The sequence below is a fragment of the Candidatus Zixiibacteriota bacterium genome (assembly GCA_021159005.1).
Taxonomy (GTDB): domain Bacteria; phylum Zixibacteria; class MSB-5A5; order UBA10806; family 4484-95; genus JAGGSN01.
Window position 1 is genome coordinate 1 of sequence record JAGGSN010000081.1, and the last position, 2,535, is coordinate 2,535.

At 40.8% G+C, this 2,535-nt stretch carries 2 protein-coding genes; both read right to left on the reverse strand.

Features of this window, described 5'->3' with window-relative positions:
- On the reverse strand, positions 1-1,992 hold a 1,992-nt coding region (locus J7K40_05410), incomplete at its 3' end, for a hypothetical protein (protein MCD6161834.1).
- A 51-nt stretch (positions 1,993-2,043) separates the two neighbouring features.
- The gene (locus tag J7K40_05415) at positions 2,044-2,481 is read right to left on the reverse strand and encodes a hypothetical protein (protein ID MCD6161835.1); all 438 of its coding nucleotides are present in this window, start codon (positions 2,479-2,481) and stop codon (positions 2,044-2,046) included.
- Between the last annotated feature and the right edge of the window lie 54 nt (positions 2,482-2,535).

A 2,535-nucleotide genomic window follows, 5' to 3' on the forward strand; every position in this document is an offset into this window, starting at 1 on the left:
CCAAACGGAATTAAAATTAGCTAAAAATATTTTACTGGTATCAGATGGGTCAATAACTGTTAAACAATTACCGTAATGAGTCCGCAATCCCTGGTTGAAATCCTCCCAAGATTGACCGCCATTATTGGAAATATAAATTCCCCTGAATTGTGAGTTAGTAAAAAGGTTGTTGGGATTTAAAGGGTTTATTGCAATACCCGTGACAGAAATAAAATTTTCATCATACGGAAGGTTATTATTGATGTCAAGCCAAGTATTGCCGCCATCCATAGATTTGAATATGCCCGCTTGATCAATTCCACCAGTACCTACATAAACAATATCCTGGTTTACCGGGTCGCAAACGATTTGATTCAGTAATAAGCCATGAGGAAAGTTATCAGTTATTTCCCAGTTTGTCCCTCCGTCAACAGTCTTGAAAATATTCATATTATTAATGCCCCATTCTCCTAAAAAAACTATATCGGGATTGACCGGACTTACATCAAGAGAGTAGAAAGCATGATTTGAGGGAATGCCCCCACCGCAAGCGGTCCAGGTTTGAGCAAGGTCATCGGAATAATATGCTCCTTTGCGAGAACTTAAGTAAATCCGTCGAGATCCGTTTTGATAATCGGCTATTGCCATTCCGTAAAATGGTGAATTCAAAGGCAAACCGTTATTATATGACTGCCAGGTAGAACCGCCATCACTAGACCTATAAATACCCCCCCTATAGACATTATTGATGTCATAATTAGGGTAATAGCCAACATATATAAAATTTGGATCATGCGGATCAACTTCTAAACTGTAAGTCCCAATATCGTATATCGGAGAACATAATTCCTGTAAATCCCAACTAAGTCCGCCATCTGCAGATTTGTAGAAACCGCATTTGGTGGCTGCATAAACCGAATCGGAATTTCTCCAATTGACTGCCAGATCGGTAGTGGTAGCCTGGAGAATATGATTGCTGATCTTTTCCCAGCTATCTCCATTGTCGAGCGACCTGTAGATACCATCGAAAAAGGCTCCTATATAAATAATACCTGTCTCTGGATCTATCTCTATTGAATGTATAGTGCGAGAATTCAGACCCTCATTGATTTCCTGCCAGGTATCACCGCCATCAGTGCTTCTCAAGACACCGTTTGTTCTTGTGCCTATAAAAACAGTATTATTTTGAATCGGGGATATGGTCACGACCCACACAAGGGGGTCGATGAGATTATCCGGCGTAATATCAAACCAGTGATTACCTCCATCTATAGATTTTGTAACGCATTCCCCGGTAGCTTCGAAAAAATCCCAACGGGCGAGATATATGATTTGCGTGTTAACCGGATCGATAGCCATATCTTCAACCATGCTTGTGGTATCAAGATCGTTATGGATGCAATGCCATGTTTCTCCCATATCCTCGCTTTTGTATACTGACTTGCTATTTTCTGCTGTCCCGGTGCCAACATACATTATGTTCGTATTGACCGGATCAATTCTAACCGGTCGTAATGCTGCCATAGGTAAATCCAAAGCTCTCCAGTATTGGCCCCCATCCTCAGATTTGAATAATGCTCCTAACGTGCCGGCAAATATTATATTAGGATTTTCAGGATGGATCTCCAATGTACGATATTCATTGTTTATTGAATAAGGAGGCCGCATTTGTGTCCAACTAACTCCGGCATCCGTGCTCTTATATATTCCTTTATTAGTGGCGGCATATATTGTATCAGGCGCAAGAGGATGAATTCTCAATACCCGCATATTCGGTTCGAGCGCGCCTGTTTCAAGCCATATCCAGTCCGCTCCCCCATCGATAGTTTTGTAAATCCCATTTTCTATTGTACCTATATATATTGTGTTATTATCGAATGGGTGAATAGCGATTGTCATCACTCGAGCGGCATAGGGTCCATTGGATGACCATTGATTTTCATCAGCGTAGATCAGCCCGACGAATAGTGAAAGGGAAAAAACCAATGTTAAGAATAAATTTAGTCGTTTCATTTTTTCATTCTAAACTCCCGCCGGTAATCCCGGCGGGAGTAATCCTTTATTTTAATTCGGTGTTTTATTATAGGTTCTTACCAATTCCAATTCCATTAGCCCCATGAAAGATAGATCGGAATCTGGCATATTCTCAATCCTCAAATAATCAACTCCTCCGGAACCCGTATAGCCGGAACCGTCGTAGGAATACGGTCCCCCTGTAGGGTGGGTTTCAGTTGTGTATAATTTATTTAAATCCGCTCCGACTATTCTAAATCTGACACCCGACCATTCAGTAGCCATACCGGAAACTAAGAATTCGATGTGCCAGTCATAATAACTGCCGCATGGGGTGTATGAAGGGGATTGAACTGGAAGCTGCCATTGGTTGTTTGCGAAAACCCTTTGATAATCTGTGCAGCCCATTCCCTCTTGGCTTTGCGCCGGCGTTTGAATAATACAAACAAATGCAAAAACTAAAATTATGACAAGAGATTTATTAAACATTTTTCCATCCTTTTGTTAATTAACTTATAACTTATCTTTAAGCTTAAATGTTAG

Coding starts and splice junctions, on each gene's coding strand:
- J7K40_05415 (MCD6161835.1), bottom strand. CDS start 2,481: ATGTTTAATAAATCTCTTGTCATAATTTTAGTTTTTGCATTTGTTTGT.